Consider the following 15,689-nt stretch of genomic DNA (forward strand, 5'->3'; position numbering starts at 1 on the left):
TATATGACGCACCCATTTATTGAAAGCTACGCCCCTGATGCGCACGTAAGCGCTGAGCCAAAAGCACTAAACTATGGTTTACCTAAAAAACGCGTAGGCATAATTGGTGGGGGTACAGCAGGCGCCACAATTGCCATTAGGCTTGCTGCGTTAGGGTTAGAAACTTATGTACTTGAAAAGAAAAAGTCGTTAATTGATGGCCCTCCAATGTGCCATTTGCATGCAGGTGGCAACTTATACCGTGAAATACCCGACGAAGACTGCATAGATTTACTCAAGCAATGTATAGATATTGCGCGCCTTTATCCTCACACTATTGATGTTCGCCCTACAGTATTTGCAGTGCCTAAGCGCGATGACGACTCACCCGAGGATTTATTTCCGCGTTTAAATAAATTAGTAAAAGCCTACAGCGAGCTTGTTGAGCAAGATAGCGCTAACAAAATATTAGGCGAGCCAGAGCATTATTATCAGTTATATAGTTATGAGCAAATGCTAAAGCTTGCTAAGCAAAAACAAGTAGCGAAGCCCACGTCGTTAGATGAGTGGATGATACCCGTGGCTAAGCATTTAGATTTAGATAAGTTAAAGTTTCCGCTTATTGTTGCACAAGAATATGGTTGGAATATATTTCGTTTATCGGCCAGTGCACAACTAGCACTTGCACAGTACAAACACGCTCACGTTTTAACAAGCACCAGTGTTAAAAATGTATCGCCAGTTATAAATACCAATAATGATAAGCAAACACTTAAGTGGCGCATTGAATACCAATCAGAGCCAAGCCTTGATGAACAACCTGATACTCAAACCGATACACAAGTCGATACACAAACGATTGAGGTAGATTACCTTATTAATGCGTGTGGTTTTCAAACCGGTATTATTGACGACCTGGTTGGGGTAGATGTAAAACGCATGGTCGAATTTAAAGCCTCTTACATTACTCATTGGCAAGGTGCTGGTGGGCAAATACCCGAAATAATTATTTATGGTAACCGTGGTACGCCAGAAGGTATGGCGCAGCTGACGCCTTACCCTAATGGTTACTTTCAAATACATGGAATGACTAACAACATTACATTGTTTAATGATGGGTTAGCTGATGCAACGCCAATGAGCGCACAACCTAAACTTCCCAATAAATACCTGCATTATATTAAAGATGGGTGGGACAAAGCAGCATTGCAAACACGCACCCAAACAGCAATTGATTATGTAGCCGAGTTTGTACCTGCGTTTAAAACTGCTAATAAACAAAATAATGCCTTGTTTGGCGGGCAACAAATCCCAGGTGATGACGACACTTTGCGCGTAGCCGATGTAAGTTTATATTCGCATATTAATTATGCACGGGCCGAAAATGTTAAAGCATCGTCAACGTTAATAGCGGCAGATCAAATAGTGGGTGAGTTTATAAAATTGGGAATAATAAGCAGTGATCCTGCTGTAAATCATCACCGCAGTACTCATCAATGGTCTTACCTTAAACATAATAGCTGCGAAAGTATTGACGAAGTTGCGCGCATATTGGCACACGAGCGTGGATTTCCAATTGATATGGCAGAGCTAAATAACAGCTTGTAATAAGCTGATTTATAAAAAACTTCATATTTAAAATTGCTGTAAAACTCTTCTTAAAAAAATTATCAATAAACACATAAATAACTCTTGTGTTATGACATAGTTTGTCACAAAATAGCGCTAACGTTATGACATAGTGTGTCATGGCGCAGTGATTGCTTTAACCTAATTTAATTTTATGTTCGGTGATCAAACCTATTTTTGTGAGGACAATATGAAACGTGTATTTTTGTTTTTATTAACTAACCTAGCGGTTATGTTGGTATTAGGTGTAGTGCTTTCAATAATCATGAGTGCGCTGGGTTTAAGCCATCGTAGCCTTGGCGGAATTTTACTTATAGCTACTGTGTTTGGTTTTGGTGGATCGTTTATTTCGTTATTTATGTCGAAATGGATCGCTAAAAAATCAACAGGCGCGCATGTAATTACGCAGCCTCGAAACGAAACCGAACATTGGCTTGTACAAACGGTATCTGCGCAAGCACAAAAAGCAGGTATTAAAATGCCAGAAGTGGCAATTTACGACAGCCCAGAAATGAACGCGTTTGCAACGGGCCCAAGTAAAAACAACTCATTAGTGGCAGTAAGCACAGGCTTAATGCACAACATGACCAAAGAGCAAGCCGAAGCCGTACTTGCCCACGAAGTATCGCATATTGCTAACGGCGACATGGTAACGCTTACGCTAATACAAGGCGTGGTAAACACCTTTGTAATATTTGCCGCAAAAGTGCTGGCTGGCATAGTAGATAACTTTATTAATAGCGATGAAGAAGAGGGTGGCAGTAGCTGGACTTACTTCTTATTCGATATGTTATTCCAAGTATTATTTGGCGTACTTGCTAGTATAGTGGTTGCAAGCTACAGCCGTAAACGTGAGTTTGCAGCCGACAGTGGTGCAGCTAAATTGGTAGGTGCAGACAAAATGCGATCAGCGCTTGAGCGATTAAAGCAAAACCACCCATCGCAATTAGAAGGTTCAATGATGGCCTTTGGTATTGCAAGTGGCAAAGGTATGGCTGAGCTGTTTTCATCTCACCCACCGCTTGATGCTAGAATAGACGCACTTCGTAAGTAGCTATGTAAGTAACTATATAAATTAGTAAATATACTAAGCCAGCTTAACCGCTGGCTTTTTTGTGTTTACGTTAAAATGCTAAAAACAAGCGCACTGTGTTTATATACAGTTATTTTTAATGGTTGCTAAAATCGTTACTTATTTAAGCTATTTGTATTTACGGATATTCTTTGCATGCGTACACTTAAACTCCTTAAAAGTCAGCACTGCTGCTGGTTTTAATACTTAACAAGGATGCTTATTGTAATGGTAGATATTCAGCAAACTAAAGAATGCATTATGTGTTTTAGCTCAATTGATTCACGCGCTAAAAAATGCCCGCAATGCACCTCTCTTCAAGCTAAGTATTCTAACTTAGAAAATAATCCCATAATTATTGGTGCATTGGCCTTAAGTATCGTTGGTATTTTTGGGTCTGTTTTTTATCAAAATATTTATGTAGCAGGGCTTGAAGAACAAGCACAAAAAAACCTAACTGCTAATGTAAGCCAAATAAGCACTAAAAATGAAACCGATGGTTTGTATGTTGCGTGTATAGGGCAAATAAAAAATGAATCAGACTTTTCGTTTAAAAATATAAAATTTAAAGTCGACTTTTTATCAGAGCAAAACGCACTAGTCGATACGCTATCAATAACCGACGAAGACCTAATAATAGCGAATGGCTTAACTAATTTTAGAGTAAGAGGGATAGCCCAAAAGTCAGCTACTAGTTACAACAAGTGCCAAGTGTTTATAACCGATGCCTGGGCTTATAAATAGAGATAAATTTTACAAGTAAAACAAAAAAACCAGCAAAAAAGCTGGTTTTTAATATAAACAAATCAGTAGTTACTGAGAAAGTATAATCTCGGTAATTCCCTCAGCAGAGAGTATTTCAATCCAGTAGCCGTCAGGGTCTTTAATAAACGCGAGGCCTTTCATTGAGCCATCATCTGGCTTTTTAACAAACTCTACATCGTATTTGGCAAAGCGCTCACTTGCTTCGTAAACGTCGGGCACGCTAATACCAATATGGCCAAAGCCTTTTGGTTCTTGGTTACCACTGTGGTAGCCCTCAAAACTGTCATCGTTTTCAGTGCCCCAGTTATGGGTTAACTCAATTAGCGCAGGGCGGCGAAACACCCATTCAGCTTTTGCTTTATCATCGCCTTCTGGCAGCTCTTGCTCGTAGCCTAAAAAGTAAAGCGTAAACTTCATACCAGGAAAGTCATACTTACCTAACAGCTTCATACCTAATACATTTTGGTAAAACTCTAAAGACGGCTTTGGATCTTTAATACGCAACATTGTTTGCTGCATTACATAGCCTTGCGTGGCTTGTTCAATTTGCTCTGGAGATTCGTTATAGCTAGACATGGCGATCCTTTCAAAATAATAAAGCGAAAATAGAGATATAGTACTTAACTAATCATAATCAACCGTACGATAAATTTAAACCACTGCTTAATATTTTAACCATTAATAATGGGTTTAAGCTCGTAAATGGTGTTTTATAAATAGCACATGTTATTTGCTAAGCCATTTTCCTAGATTGATTAGGAATATGGATGATTTTTTACTTTTATAATTACTATTAAACTCTTTACAACTAGGACGTTGAGATACAAATATGACTTTATTGGGTGAAAGTACAAAAGAATTTGGCAGCATGAGCGTATTACTTCATAACATTAATACAGCAAGTTATTGTATTGAATGGTTTAGTAAAATGACTGGAGCGTCAATTACCTTAGTAAGAATGGAAGCTGGCAAGTATTTAGTTACCCGAAAGTGGGCAGCAGGGCGAGAGCTAGACGATGTTACTAGTGATTTTAGCCGTGCTAACCAAGCCATTATTCATTTTTTGAATAATGTTGATATAGCTAAAATGAACGAACAAAGAGTTGCCGCAGCTAAACTTTATTGCATAAATTTATTTGTTAAAGCAGAAGGGTTAAGACCTGTTACTAACCCTAATTTACCAAAGCCAAGGCTGCAAGACGCTATAGGCAAAAAGGTGGTTGTAAAATCAACCTTAGGCAATTGCCAAATAGCGACCGGGTTATTGCTACAGCTGGTGGGCAACCAAGTTGAAATACAGGTAAACCCCGATAACGCATTTGATGACCAACCAAGGCAAAAGTTTTACACTAAGCAAGTATCAATTTGTTAAAGCGTTTAACGCCCAACACTTATAGGCAGTTTTACTTTAATGTTAAAGCCGCCTTGATCAGTAACCTTAAAGCTACCCCCTAGCGCAATAGCGCGCTCTTCCATAAATGCTAAACCATAGTTACCTGAATTTTCAGTCGGTTTTACTTTGCTTCCGTTATCACTAATTTCTAATTTTATAAACTGACTATCCGTTTTAATATTTATAATAAGATTGCCCGCATTACTGTGCTTAATGCAATTGGTCACGGCTTCTTGGCAAATTCGGTAAACGGCAATTTCATGCTCTTTTGTCAGTGCATTATCTACATTAAAATTAACCTCGTAGCTAATATTTGCTTTGGTAAGTAAGCTTTTTAATCGCCCTTGGGTCATCGCATTTTGTAGCCCTAATTCGTCTAGTTCACGAGGACGAAGGTAATGCATTAATTGATAAACAGAATCGTACATAGAGTTTGCATTGCTTTTTAACGTAGCCACAAACGATTGCGTTTTTTCATCACTAAGGTGCGACAAAATAGCCAAATCGGTTTTTAAAGCCGTTAAGTTTTGACCAAGTTCGTCGTGTAACTCTTGTGACAGATGCTTTCGCTCGTTTTCTTGTACGCTCACCATTTTAGCCCCAAGAAGCGTGTTTTGCTCAAGCTGCTTTTTAAGCACGCGGTTAATCTTTTTTAATTCAGTATTTTTACGTTTAAGCTCTGTAATAGCCGCGCCTAACACCATACTGGTAATCGCATTAGCTAAAATAAACAACTGGCTAATATAGGTATTGCTAGGCTCATGGGTAATACTTGCTTCAACTATTATTATTGCATTAATAAGTGTAGCGCTAGTTACCGCGCCTAATACGCCAAAGCGATACGAAAACCAAATAATAGGTAATAACGATGCAAGGCGAAGTAATGGGTAGGTATCAGGGCGTATCAGGTATACAAGCATCATAACAAGTAAAACGGTAGCCAACGTAACCATTAAATTAGTGATTTTAAGTAATGCAGGGCGCTTTAACGGAAGGTTTAAAGAATGAAGTAGCATAATAAACGGCGCAATTAATAATGAGCCAGTTATATCGCCAAGGCACATATTTAACTGATACTGTAATAGCTCTTTAGCAACCAATATGTTTGTAAATTCAAACGCACTGGAAAACAAAAACCACTTTATTGAGGTGCTCGCAACACACAATAAAATCAACGAAAGTATACCTAAACTATTATTAATGCTCGGCGGCCAGCGGCTATGTTTAAACGCATACACAAGGGCAAAAAAGCAAAGCTCCTGCCAAAAACCATGCAGTAAATTAAACTCCCATGCGCCGGTCATTGTATACCCAAAGTGAGCAGCCAAAGCACGAGACGATACCCACAAAGTAATCCAATACCGAGTTGGCGAAAGTAAATAAAAAGCAATTTTTATCCCTGCAGGAATAAATATAGCACTACTTTCGGGCACTGTTTCTAAATTAGATCCTACCCAAAAAGCAGCAATGCAGGCAATAAAATAAATTACACCAACCAAAAGCTGCTTTGTAATTTCTTTAACGGTCGCTGTAATAGTAAAGTTAAAGGCGGGCAGTGTACTAGGTAAGTTCATCTAGCTTTATTACTCCCGCATCAATAGCTATTTTTAACAGCTCAAACGAGGTTGTAACATTAAGCTTGCTGTAAATATTGGCCTTATGCACGTGCGCTGTTTTAGGCATTATTTCTAATTTTTGCGCTATTTGCTTTGCATTAAAGCCCTTTGCTAACAGCGGTAAAGCTTCAAGCTCGCGGTTAGTTAAAATAGTTAATGCTAAGTTTGGTGTATTTAAAGCAAAATTTACGTCTTCACTTATGTAGCGTTTACCTAATGCAACCGATTTAACGGCATCAATTAACTCCTCCGACGCAGAACGCTTAGACACATAACCAAGCGCGCCTAGTCGTAGTGCATTACTTACATAAGGTTCGTAATCGTGCATAGAGGCAACAATAGTTTTAATTTCAGGGAAATTTTCGTTAAGGTAGGTTAAAAATGTAAGGCCGGTTTCTAATTCATTAAGTGATATATCAACAATAAATATATCGGGTTGTTCAAGCTCAACAGCCAGTTTTGCTTGGCTAACGTTGCAGGCTTCTATTATTACTTCCCAGTCTGCTTGTAGCTCTAGTAGTTTTTTAAAACTGTCGCGTACTAATTGATGATCTTCAATTATTCCAATGTGCATGTATTTCTCCCTTTAAATTTATTATACATTGAAATACATAACCATCAGCCAAAAAATTTATTAAATTTAATTACCTAGCAAAAATGTACACTGTAAAAATTAAAGGAGCAATAACGCTCAGTATTTATATATTTAAACGGAGGCTCTATGAAAACACTAAACATTATTTTTGGACTCGCATTACTCTTTACTATTACAAATGCTAACGCAGTAGAGGGGCTAATTTCAGTAAAAAGCCCATTAAGTGCAAAAGCCACTATGGATAAGTTTGAGAATTTGGCAAAACAAAAAGGGCTAAATATATTTGCAAGAATAGATCACGCAGCCGGTGCTAAAAAAGTAGATAAGGAGCTTAACCCAACAGAAGTACTTATATTTGGTAACCCTAAAGGCGGCACACCACTTATGCAGTGCGCACAAACAATAGGTATTGATTTACCGCTAAAAGCACTGGTATGGGAAGACGCACAATCGCAAGTGTGGTTAAGTTACAACGATCCTACTTATATAGCTGCGCGCCATAATGCTGTAAATTGTCCAGCGGCTAAAAAAATAAGCAAAGTATTACACTCACTCGTAACAACTACGGTTAAGCAATAAATTAAAAAAATGTAAGCAAGTAACGAGCACTTACATTAAGCGTTAAAATAGAAAAGGAGCCATTATGTTTTACGATGACATGCAGGGGTTATTACGTGTACTTATAATTGGTGTGCTGGGTTATATAGCACTGGTGTTTTGGCTGCGTATATCGGGTAAACGTACGCTTTCAAAGTGGAACGTGTTCGACTTTGTAGTTACCATTGCGCTGGGCTCTATATTAGCGTCTGTTATTATTTCTCAAAGTGTCCCGCTGTTTGAGGGCATTCTTGCTTTTGTAGTATTGATAGGGCTGCAATATGTTATTACGTGGCTTAGTGTACGCTCGTCAAAATTTGCAGCGCTTGTAAAAGCAAAACCCACGTTATTATTAAGTAATGGCGAGTATTGTGATTCAGCCCTTAAATCACAACGGGTAACAAAGTCAGAAATTCGTGCTGCAGTGCGAGGCGCAGGTATTATTGCAATAGAAGAGGTAGCCGCAGTTGTGCTCGAAACAGACGGCAGCTTTAGCGTAATGCCACACAGTAACAGTGGCTCTAAAACCGCGTTAAGCGATGTAGTGTGAGTATTAAATAGTAAGATCATTAAAGAGAAGACAGGCTTTATTGCCTAGCAGATTCAAGCCTGTCTCATATAACTATTTTATCTACTTAGCTGGTTCTAATAAACTAAACGTAGGTAAGCGCCATTTAAAGCGTATTGACGCCATACGTATTAAGTATCCCGCAACTAGGCTTACAATAATGCTTATGTTGTCGTCTATATTGTAATGGTGCAGCGCTAAGTATAAGCACGCTACAATTAGCGATACGCTGGCATACAACTCGTTGTGCAATACCAACGGCGCTTGACGACATATTAAATCACGCAGTAACCCACCAAATACGCCAGTAACAACCGCAGCCACAACACAAATACCATAGTGCAAGCCCATATTTAGCCCCACTTGACAGCCAATAATACTAAAGGCAGCTAAGCCAAGGGCGTCTAAGCGCATAAATATGCCTTTAAATTTAACTACCCACTTAGCAAGCCATGTAGTAACAATACCGGCAATACAAGTAATTAATAAATACTCAGGGTGCTGAACCCACGTAAGCGGGTAATTGCCTAGTAATATATCTCGAACGCTACCACCACCAATTGCCGTTGCACTGGCAACCAGTACAACACCAAACCAATCCATTTTCATTCGCCCAGCGCTAAGTGCGCCAGTCATGGCTTCTGCTGTAATACCAATAATATAAACAATCGTTAATAGCATGAGATAATCACTTGAAATACGTACGTAAAAATAAGGTGTGGATTGTATAGATAAATTAAGTAAATAACGAATGAAAAATCATACTAAAAAAGCTTCATTCAGATAGAAATAACTAATAACAAAATCTAGTGTAAACAAGCTGTTAAGCCATTGTGGAGGTGCGGGTTAATTATTAAAATTTAAAGGACATTTATCCGTTAGCCATAAAATAAAGCAGGCTGATTTTTCACTTGGTTTTAGCTCTGTGAGCATTGTTAGGGCACTTGCTTTAGTGCTTTAATTAATAGCTAAGCTTAATAATTAAGTTTAGTAGGTAGAGCGTAAAATTAACGCAATATGAATAAATAGTTGCATGGTTTTAATTTAGGGACGTATAATAACAAGTGTTAACTAAATGGAATTTGCGTAAAACGCAGCTTAAGCAGAGCAGGTGGATACATGAACAAAGGATTGTTAAAGTCGTGGAAATCAGACAAAGGTTTTGGTTTTATTAAATCAGACACCCTAGAACACGATACGTTTATACACATATCTGCGCTCAAACACATGAGCCGCAAGCCTAAAGTTGGCGACACTATCTATTTTGAAGTAGCAACCCAGCCCGACGGTAAAACCAAAGCAATTAACTGCCGCATAGAAGGCGTTGCAGAACTTAAAGTACCTTATCAAAAACGCACACAACAGCCGCATCGTATTGCTAAATCTAATTTTGCCAGTAGCTTTTTAGGTAAAACGGCCTCAATTGGTCTTACTGTGCTTTGTTTATATGCGTTTACTAAATACAACGCTCACTCAAGCAGCCAAATACCTATTATCACCAATGACGATTTAGCTACTAATGATGATTTAGTCACCTTTGATGAAAAATACCCAAAAATCGTTATTCCTAAAAGCAAGCAAAATTTTACGTGTGATGGCAGGCAGCATTGCAGCCAAATGAATTCGCGTGCCGAGGCGGTGTTTTTTATTAATAACTGCCCGAATACAAAAATGGATGGCGATAGGGATGGTGACCCTTGTGAGAGAGATACACGGTTTAAAACTGAGTGGTAATTTTATAAATCATTTAGTTAAAGGTTAGGGTGAATGAAAATAAATTTAATTAATGGCTGTGTATAAATACAGTTTTGTAAATTTTAATCCATAACATTATCAAAAGTCGTTTTGGGATGTTATAGCCCCAAAAGTGGTTTGAATGAGTTGTTAGGACTCATCCTTCAATTTCTAAGAGGTAATTATGGATGATTTTGTAGATCTAGCGATGAAATTTATTGTTCCGTTTGTGGTGTCAATACCTACTGCAATAATCTCTGTAAAGCTTGCATTGAGAAAATTCAAATCAGAAAAATGGTGGGATAAAAAACTAGCTTGTTATATTGGATTATCTGAAGCTTTTAGTGTAATTATTAATTATGCCGATATTGTGATTGATATTAAACTTGACGGCGTAAAGCACGATAAAGAAGAGCTCAATAATCGCAAACTAATGTTTAATAAATCAATGCTGAAATTACAAACTCAAGTATATTCAAGCGTTCTTTTTATGGATAAGACCTCACATGAGTCATTGTTACGATTTTATAATGAACTATTCTGTATGGAAACAAGCTCGGAAGACCCAGAAAAACTAGCAAAATTAAGGACAAATGCTGAGTTCTGTTTAAATATAATTACCAAAGAAGCTAAAAGAGAATATAGAAGTCAAATGTAAAAGCCCTAATAAGGGGTTGAGGTTGTAGAGTTTTCTCAACAAAAACAGCTCATTCTAAAAGCAATTTTGACTGTTAGTATTGTTTAGCCGCCTCGTTAGGCTCCTCTCAAATCTTTAGTTAACATTAAATAATTTTAAATTGTAATTAATAGGGATTCAGATGGCAAAAATTCAATTATCTCAAAGAATGTATAGCATTTTAGATATCGTTCGTTTACTAGATAGCGGTGAGCTGTCAATTCAACCAAAATATCAAAGAAGAAGGACCGCATGGCCTATTAATGCAAAAACCGCTTTGATGGATACAATTTTAAATAATTTCCCTTTACCTCCAATATATCTGAGGGATTATATCGATGATAACGGAAAAAGAAAAAAAGAAATTATTGATGGTCAACAACGTATTTCAACGATATTAGAATATTATAAAAACGAATTTACATTATCAAAAAATATTTTTGATGAAGAACTTTATAATACATCATTTAAAGAGCTACCTCCTGAAGAGCAGTTAATGATTGAAGATTTCGAGGTTTCTTTTATTTCTATAAGAGGTGCGTCAAATGGAGATATTATTTCTATATTTTCTCGATTGAACTCATTTAGCCTTCCGCTCAATACTCAAGAAAAAATGAATTCTTTATATGCAGGTGAAATAAAAACCTTAATTTATGAGTTAGCATCAGAATACAACACTTTTTGGCTTGATTTTAAGATTTTAACTCCTGCGGTAATAGCTCGAATGGCAGATGCATCTTTAGTATCTGATATTTTATACACTATCATCTACGGGAGACAATCTTCTAATTCAAAGCTTTTAGAGAAAATGTATCGAGAATTTGATGATGACTTCCCTCTTAAAAATACAATTAATTCTAACTTTAATAAAACAATAAGTATTTTAGGCAACTTATTAGAGTCCCCTGATATATTAAAAGTATTTAAACCTAAGTTTATGTTTTACTCACTATTTTTAGTAGTTTATGCACGTCTATTTGGCTTTAAAGGGGAAGAGGACGAAAAAACTGGTAAATTGGATGTTGAAAAAACAAAACAGAAAATGGAAGAGTTTTGTATTCAATATATCCACCCTCAGTTTGATCCAGTTTTGAAATCCCAATTTAAACAAAGCACCGGTAATGTTGGACAGAGACGTTTCAGGCATGAGGAAATTGCTAAGTTGGTAGTGTAAATATGGCCTATGTATTAAAAGCTACCTATGAGTTATTTAAAAATGATCTAATAGAGTTAAATAAAACCGTTCTAGCCCTTTCTGAGAAGGCTGAAAGTATAGAGAGAGATACTCATATAGAAGGATGCTTTATCCGCTTGGTTGTTAGCTGGGAATGTTTTGTTGAAGAATACTTTTTAAGGTGTATGTGTAAAGCAAAAACACGTGGTAAAGCAGAGATAAAGCCTCAGGGGGTAGCTTCAAAAAACATTAATGAAGCATTTAAAAAGATAAATAAAAACAGAAAAGATCGTGAGAAAGATTTTACAGATTGGCTTGATGCTAAAGTATTGCAACAACGTATAGATGACTACTTTCGAAAAAATTCTAGAGTTCAAAAGATATGTGATGCACCTGAAAAAATGTTTGAACTCAGAATTATACGTAATGCTATTGCGCATAGATCTCTTTCTGCAATTACAAAATTTGAGAAATATGTCAAAGATCAGATGGGCTATTTAGTCAATGTAAAGCCAACGATGGCCTCATTGCTTGTTCAAAAACGTCGGAATGACAATGAGCTTATATTTACAATTTTATCTAACTATTTTATGCAATTATCTGATGATTTAACAAAGTAGAGAAAAATTATTAGGGTCACCCATTAGCAGAATTGACTCCCAAATAAACAAGACATATATGGACGCTCCCTTGAAGTCAAGACGAGCTAATGTATAAGCATAAAATTGATGCCTTTATTTTATTATCATGTATCCCATTTCACAGTCATGATGCGTCACAAGCTTGCTTAAAAGCAAAGGTACTGACATATATTCGAGCTATGGTGCCATGATTATCATGCGCCATGCTCCTAATGAGCTTCGTACCAAGGGACCTAAAAAATATTCACCCAAACGAGATTGAATCTCGTGTCTTTATCTGGTTAACCTTGGTTAGCGTGCGCTTTTTATTTCATTATAAGTGAAGTACATACAGGATAAGCGTATGTTACGACTTAAGTGCCCAAACACCCACTCAGGTTTTAAAACCTATGTCTTCGACGGGCTGTCTTAAGTCGTAAACTCGGGTGTGATTGGCGTGTAAAATACGCATAATTAAGCATCCTTTTGTGTATTTTGCACAAACTGAGGTGAGTAGAGAGTTTGCTTGGTCAGCAATATCCACATCAGTCGAGCCAATCTGTGCGCGGTGGCGACCACCACACAATTAAAGTGTTTTTTCTCGCGTAATTGATTTATCCACTGGCTTAGCGCATCTGTTTTATGGTAACCAGAATTAACAAGACACCCAATCTAAATTTTGCACTTTTCGAAGTTAGAGGCTAGCCTTTATTTAGTGCAAAAAACAAGCAGGGTGTCTTATGGCAATTGCAAGAAAGCGTCAAGTAAGTTTGGTTGATACAAAATACTACCATTGTATTTCGCGTTGTGTTCGTCGTGCATTTTTATGTGGAGAAGACCGTTTTACTGGTCAATCTTTTGAGCATCGACGAGGGTGGGTTGAAGATACACGGAATTAACAGTGACACCCATCCTAAATTTTGCACTTTTCGAAGTTAGCAGCTAGCCTTTCTTTAGTGCAAAAAGTAAGCAGGTGTCTTATGGCTATAGCAAGAAAACGTCAAGTAAGTTTGGTTGATACAAAATACTACCATTGTATTTCGCGTTGCGTGCGACGTGCATTTTTATGTGGGGAAGACCGTTTTACTGGTCAATCTTACGAGCATCGACGAGGGTGGGTTGAAGATAAGCTGCTTGAATTAGCGAAGGTATTTTGTATTGATGTATGTGCTTATGCCGTAATGAGTAATCACACCCATTTAGTACTGTATGTAGATGATAAGAAAGCAGAATTAACAGTGACACCCATCCTAAATTTTGCACTTTTCGAAGTTAGAGGCTAGCCTTTATTTAGTACGAAAAATAAGCAGGGTGTCTTATGGCTATCGCAAGAAAGCGTCAAGTAAGCTTGGTTGATACAAAATACTACCATTGTATTTCGCGTTGCGTGCGACGTGCATTTTTATGTGGGGAAGACCGTTTTACTGGTCAATCTTACGAGCATCGACGAGGGTGGGTTGAAGATAAGCTGCTTAAAATTAACAAGACACCCAATCTAAATTTTTTATTCAAAAATTAAAACAAAATTAACAATGACATATATGGACGCTCCCTTGAAGTCAAGACGAGCTAATGTATAAACATCAAAATTGATGCCTTTATTTTATTATCATGTATCCCATTTCACAGTAATGATGCGTCACAAGCTTGCTGAAAAGCAAAGGTACTGACATATATTCGAGCTATGGTTATCATGCGCCATGCTCCTAATGAGCTTCGTACCAAGGGACCTAAAAAATATTCACCCAAACGAGATTTAATCTCGTGTCTTTATCTGGTTAACCTTGGTTAGCGTGCGCTTTTTGTTTCATTATAAGTGAAGTACATACAGAATAAGCGTATGTTACGACTTAAGTGCCCAAACACCCACTCAGGTTTTAAAACCTATGTCATAACCAGGCTGTCTTAAGTCGTAAACTCGGGTGTGATTGGTGTGTAAAATACGCATAATTAAGCATCCTTTTGTGTATTCTGCACAAACTGAGGTGAGTAGAGAGTTTGCTTGGTCAGCAATATCCACATCAGTCGCGCCAATCTGTGTGCGGTGGCAACCACCACACAATTAAAGTGTTTTTTCTCGCGCAGCTGGTTTATCCACTGGCTTAGCGCATCTGTTTTATGGTGGCTTCTGGCGATAAGGGCGCGAGCACCGTGAATAAGTTGTTTTCGTAGGTAACTGTTACCGCGCTTAGTAATGCCAGACATTTTACTTTTATCGCCTGACGCATATTGTTTTGGAGTTAACCCTAGCCAGACGCCCAGCTCTTTTGCATTTTTAAATGCCTGACCGTTCCCGATTGATGCTGCATAAGCTGAGGCATTGAGTACACCCACGCCAGGAATAGAGTGAAGTATTTTAGCGTTTGTATCCCGTTCAACGTGTGCGGTAAGCATCGCTTCAATAGCTTTAATGCGCTTAACAAGGGTTTTGTACTCAGTGTAAATATCACTCACCATTATGCGCAGCTGAGGGCGAAGCTCAGAATCACTTTCTAACGTAATTATCCCTTGCTCAAACGCCTTCATACCGACAGGAAATACATACCCAAAATCGACCAATAAACCGCGTAATTGATTCGTTGCAGCAATGCGATTTTGTAGCAGCCGTTCGCGTATTTTATGAAGCATGAGTATTTCTTGCTGAGCTTCAGTTTTAATAGGAACGAATTTAATATGAGGGCGTAAGCTGGCTTCGTAAATAGCAAGGGCATCGTTACTGTCGTTTTTATTACCGCGTACAAAAGGCGTAACGTGTTGTGCTGGAATAAGGTCAACGGTATGACCGTAAGACGTAAATACTCTCCCCCAATAGTGGGAAGAATAGCAGGCTTCCATCACCACGCGGCACGGAGGGGTATTCGCCATGAAGGCGTTGAGTTTAGCTCTGTTTAAACGTTTATTGCATTCTCTTTTATGGTTAGAATTAAAGCCAGCGACTTGGAATACATTTTTTGCTAAATCAATTGATAATGTGCTAATTTTCATGATGGACGTTCCCTTTTAACTGAGTGAGTTCAATTACCAGTTTGGCGCATTGACGCCGTTTAGGGGAGCGTCCATCTCATCACCCATCCTAAATTTTGATCTTTTTAAAATTTAAGGCTACGTTTCAGTTAGTGCGAAAAACGAGCAGGGTGTCTTATGGCAATTGCAAGAAAGCGTCAAGTAAGTTTGGTTGATACAAAGTACTATCACTGTATTTCACGCTGTGTTCGTCGCGCATTTTTATGTGGAGAAGACCGTTTTACTGGTCAATCTTACGAGCATCGAC

Annotated in this window: 16 protein-coding genes and 3 pseudogenes; 14 read left to right on the forward strand and 5 right to left on the reverse strand. The window is 37.9% G+C overall.

The genetic code is table 11. The features are described 5' to 3' along the window. Nucleotides 1-3: 3 nt before the first annotated feature. The 3 genes from I6F48_RS10260 (at nucleotide 4) to I6F48_RS10270 (ending at nucleotide 3,424) form a co-directional block, all read left to right on the forward strand. On the forward strand, nucleotides 4-1,587 hold the full coding sequence (locus I6F48_RS10260) for an FAD-dependent oxidoreductase (protein ID WP_197119342.1): 1,584 nt from the start codon (nucleotides 4-6) through the stop codon (nucleotides 1,585-1,587). 211 nt (nucleotides 1,588-1,798) lie between these two features. Further along, nucleotides 1,799-2,662, forward strand: a complete 864-nt coding sequence (htpX, locus tag I6F48_RS10265; RefSeq protein WP_197119343.1) for a protease HtpX — start codon at nucleotides 1,799-1,801, stop codon at nucleotides 2,660-2,662. 246 nt (nucleotides 2,663-2,908) lie between these two features. Next, a complete protein-coding gene (locus I6F48_RS10270) occupies nucleotides 2,909-3,424 on the forward strand; it encodes a hypothetical protein (RefSeq protein WP_197119344.1) in 516 nt (171 codons plus the stop codon). 69 nt (nucleotides 3,425-3,493) lie between these two features. Here I6F48_RS10270 and gloA read toward each other — a convergent pair whose 3' ends face one another. Next, complete coding sequence (gloA, locus tag I6F48_RS10275) at nucleotides 3,494-4,021, reverse strand: lactoylglutathione lyase (protein ID WP_165728670.1); 528 nt, start codon at nucleotides 4,019-4,021, stop codon at nucleotides 3,494-3,496. A 253-nt stretch (nucleotides 4,022-4,274) separates the two neighbouring features. On the opposite strand from gloA, the gene I6F48_RS10280 reads away from it, so the two are divergent. Further along, nucleotides 4,275-4,817, forward strand: coding sequence for a hypothetical protein (locus I6F48_RS10280; protein WP_197119345.1), 543 nt, complete (start codon nucleotides 4,275-4,277; stop codon nucleotides 4,815-4,817). 5 nt (nucleotides 4,818-4,822) lie between these two features. On the opposite strand, the gene I6F48_RS10285 is transcribed toward I6F48_RS10280, so the two are convergent. Together I6F48_RS10285 and I6F48_RS10290 are read right to left on the reverse strand one after the other, a co-directional pair. After that, the gene (locus I6F48_RS10285; RefSeq protein ID WP_197119346.1) at nucleotides 4,823-6,412 is read right to left on the reverse strand and encodes an MASE1 domain-containing protein; all 1,590 of its coding nucleotides are present in this window, start codon (nucleotides 6,410-6,412) and stop codon (nucleotides 4,823-4,825) included. Next, nucleotides 6,399-7,028, reverse strand: coding sequence for a response regulator transcription factor (locus I6F48_RS10290; RefSeq protein WP_197119347.1), 630 nt, complete (start codon nucleotides 7,026-7,028; stop codon nucleotides 6,399-6,401). Before I6F48_RS10290 ends, I6F48_RS10285 begins: the two co-directional genes overlap by 14 nt. A 147-nt stretch (nucleotides 7,029-7,175) precedes the next feature. Here I6F48_RS10290 and I6F48_RS10295 point away from each other — a divergent pair, with 147 nt between their 5' ends. Together I6F48_RS10295 and I6F48_RS10300 are read left to right on the forward strand one after the other, a co-directional pair. Next, nucleotides 7,176-7,628, forward strand: coding sequence for a DUF302 domain-containing protein (locus I6F48_RS10295; protein ID WP_197119348.1), 453 nt, complete (start codon nucleotides 7,176-7,178; stop codon nucleotides 7,626-7,628). Between the two features lie 64 nt (nucleotides 7,629-7,692). Then, nucleotides 7,693-8,196, forward strand: a complete 504-nt coding sequence (locus tag I6F48_RS10300) for a DUF421 domain-containing protein (RefSeq protein ID WP_197119349.1) — start codon at nucleotides 7,693-7,695, stop codon at nucleotides 8,194-8,196. An 81-nt stretch (nucleotides 8,197-8,277) separates the two neighbouring features. On the opposite strand, the gene I6F48_RS10305 is transcribed toward I6F48_RS10300, so the two are convergent. Then, nucleotides 8,278-8,895: a trimeric intracellular cation channel family protein gene (locus I6F48_RS10305; protein ID WP_165742095.1), complete on the reverse strand. Its 618-nt coding sequence runs from the start codon at nucleotides 8,893-8,895 to the stop codon at nucleotides 8,278-8,280. Nucleotides 8,896-9,333: 438 nt separating this feature from the next. Here I6F48_RS10305 and I6F48_RS10310 point away from each other — a divergent pair, with 438 nt between their 5' ends. The 7 genes and pseudogenes from I6F48_RS10310 (at nucleotide 9,334) to I6F48_RS10340 (ending at nucleotide 13,937) form a co-directional block, all read left to right on the forward strand. After that, nucleotides 9,334-9,948: a cold shock domain-containing protein gene (locus I6F48_RS10310; RefSeq protein ID WP_197119350.1), complete on the forward strand. Its 615-nt coding sequence runs from the start codon at nucleotides 9,334-9,336 to the stop codon at nucleotides 9,946-9,948. A gap of 184 nt (nucleotides 9,949-10,132) precedes the next feature. Beyond that, a complete protein-coding gene (locus I6F48_RS10315) occupies nucleotides 10,133-10,606 on the forward strand; it encodes a hypothetical protein (protein ID WP_197119351.1) in 474 nt (157 codons plus the stop codon). 160 nt (nucleotides 10,607-10,766) lie between these two features. After that, entirely contained in the window at nucleotides 10,767-11,798 is a 1,032-nt protein-coding gene (locus tag I6F48_RS10320; RefSeq protein ID WP_197119352.1) for a DUF262 domain-containing protein, read from the forward strand. 2 nt (nucleotides 11,799-11,800) lie between these two features. After that, a complete protein-coding gene (locus tag I6F48_RS10325; RefSeq protein WP_197119353.1) occupies nucleotides 11,801-12,418 on the forward strand; it encodes a hypothetical protein in 618 nt (205 codons plus the stop codon). A 740-nt stretch (nucleotides 12,419-13,158) separates the two neighbouring features. Next, nucleotides 13,159-13,305: pseudogene (locus tag I6F48_RS10330) on the forward strand (transposase); the annotation flags it as partial. Nucleotides 13,306-13,398: 93 nt separating this feature from the next. Next, nucleotides 13,399-13,650, forward strand: a pseudogene (locus I6F48_RS10335) (transposase); the annotation flags it as partial. Between the two features lie 86 nt (nucleotides 13,651-13,736). Next, the gene (locus I6F48_RS10340) at nucleotides 13,737-13,937 is read left to right on the forward strand and encodes a Type I secretion system protein TolC (RefSeq protein ID WP_197111759.1); all 201 of its coding nucleotides are present in this window, start codon (nucleotides 13,737-13,739) and stop codon (nucleotides 13,935-13,937) included. A 431-nt stretch (nucleotides 13,938-14,368) separates the two neighbouring features. On the opposite strand, the gene I6F48_RS10345 is transcribed toward I6F48_RS10340, so the two are convergent. Further along, nucleotides 14,369-15,403 (reverse strand): IS110 family transposase, encoded by a 1,035-nt coding sequence (locus I6F48_RS10345; protein WP_197119354.1) that lies wholly within the window; start codon nucleotides 15,401-15,403, stop codon nucleotides 14,369-14,371. Nucleotides 15,404-15,559: 156 nt separating this feature from the next. On the opposite strand from I6F48_RS10345, the pseudogene I6F48_RS10350 reads away from it, so the two are divergent. After that, nucleotides 15,560-15,689: pseudogene (locus I6F48_RS10350) on the forward strand (transposase); the annotation flags it as partial.

The organism is Pseudoalteromonas sp. SWYJ118 (assembly GCF_015864505.1).
GTDB classification, from domain to species: Bacteria; Pseudomonadota; Gammaproteobacteria; order Enterobacterales; family Alteromonadaceae; genus Pseudoalteromonas; species Pseudoalteromonas arctica.

What these genes read in the sequence shown, in the direction of transcription:
- I6F48_RS10280 (WP_197119345.1), top strand. Translation starts at nt 4,275, where the DNA reads ATGACTTTATTGGGTGAAAGTACAAAAGAATTTGGCAGCATGAGCGTA.
- I6F48_RS10340 (WP_197111759.1), top strand. Translation starts at nt 13,737, where the DNA reads ATGGCTATCGCAAGAAAGCGTCAAGTAAGCTTGGTTGATACAAAATAC.
- I6F48_RS10285 (WP_197119346.1), bottom strand. Translation starts at nt 6,412, where the DNA reads ATGAACTTACCTAGTACACTGCCCGCCTTTAACTTTACTATTACAGCG.
- I6F48_RS10290 (WP_197119347.1), bottom strand. Translation starts at nt 7,028, where the DNA reads ATGCACATTGGAATAATTGAAGATCATCAATTAGTACGCGACAGTTTT.
- I6F48_RS10310 (WP_197119350.1), top strand. Translation starts at nt 9,334, where the DNA reads ATGAACAAAGGATTGTTAAAGTCGTGGAAATCAGACAAAGGTTTTGGT.
- I6F48_RS10300 (WP_197119349.1), top strand. Translation starts at nt 7,693, where the DNA reads ATGTTTTACGATGACATGCAGGGGTTATTACGTGTACTTATAATTGGT.
- gloA (WP_165728670.1), bottom strand. Translation starts at nt 4,021, where the DNA reads ATGTCTAGCTATAACGAATCTCCAGAGCAAATTGAACAAGCCACGCAA.
- I6F48_RS10315 (WP_197119351.1), top strand. Translation starts at nt 10,133, where the DNA reads ATGGATGATTTTGTAGATCTAGCGATGAAATTTATTGTTCCGTTTGTG.
- I6F48_RS10270 (WP_197119344.1), top strand. Translation starts at nt 2,909, where the DNA reads ATGGTAGATATTCAGCAAACTAAAGAATGCATTATGTGTTTTAGCTCA.
- I6F48_RS10305 (WP_165742095.1), bottom strand. Translation starts at nt 8,895, where the DNA reads ATGCTATTAACGATTGTTTATATTATTGGTATTACAGCAGAAGCCATG.
- I6F48_RS10320 (WP_197119352.1), top strand. Translation starts at nt 10,767, where the DNA reads ATGGCAAAAATTCAATTATCTCAAAGAATGTATAGCATTTTAGATATC.
- I6F48_RS10260 (WP_197119342.1), top strand. Translation starts at nt 4, where the DNA reads ATGACGCACCCATTTATTGAAAGCTACGCCCCTGATGCGCACGTAAGC.
- htpX (WP_197119343.1), top strand. Translation starts at nt 1,799, where the DNA reads ATGAAACGTGTATTTTTGTTTTTATTAACTAACCTAGCGGTTATGTTG.
- I6F48_RS10345 (WP_197119354.1), bottom strand. Translation starts at nt 15,403, where the DNA reads ATGAAAATTAGCACATTATCAATTGATTTAGCAAAAAATGTATTCCAA.
- I6F48_RS10325 (WP_197119353.1), top strand. Translation starts at nt 11,801, where the DNA reads ATGGCCTATGTATTAAAAGCTACCTATGAGTTATTTAAAAATGATCTA.
- I6F48_RS10295 (WP_197119348.1), top strand. Translation starts at nt 7,176, where the DNA reads ATGAAAACACTAAACATTATTTTTGGACTCGCATTACTCTTTACTATT.